Source organism: Pseudomonas sp. IT-232MI5 (assembly GCF_949767845.1).
Lineage (GTDB): Bacteria > Pseudomonadota > Gammaproteobacteria > Pseudomonadales > Pseudomonadaceae > Aquipseudomonas.
The window spans coordinates 1-210 of record NZ_CATKQE010000054.1 but is presented as its reverse complement, the minus strand read 5'-3'; the positions used below and the strand labels follow the sequence as shown (position 1 = coordinate 210).

At 62.9% G+C, this 210-nt stretch carries 1 protein-coding gene; it reads right to left on the bottom strand.

The genetic code is table 11. From position 1 onward, the window contains the following. On the bottom strand, positions 1 to 210 hold a 210-nt coding region (locus ACM6JQ_RS20865; protein WP_414894618.1), incomplete at both ends, for a hypothetical protein.

Sequence of the window (210 nt, the reverse complement as noted above, 5' to 3'; positions counted from 1 at the left end):
CAGGTTTTCCAGGTTGGCGCTCAGGGTCCAGTTGAGCGAGGCCCAAACGGTGTCGATCTCGCTGCTCAAGGTGCTGGTTTCGCTGATGGTGTCGCCAGCGTTATCGACCACATAAGTGTCGTTGCCCAGCCCGCCCATCAGGGTGTCGGCACCGAGGCCGCCGTCCAGGTAGTTGTCGCCGGCGTTACCGGTCATGCGGTTGGCGACGTC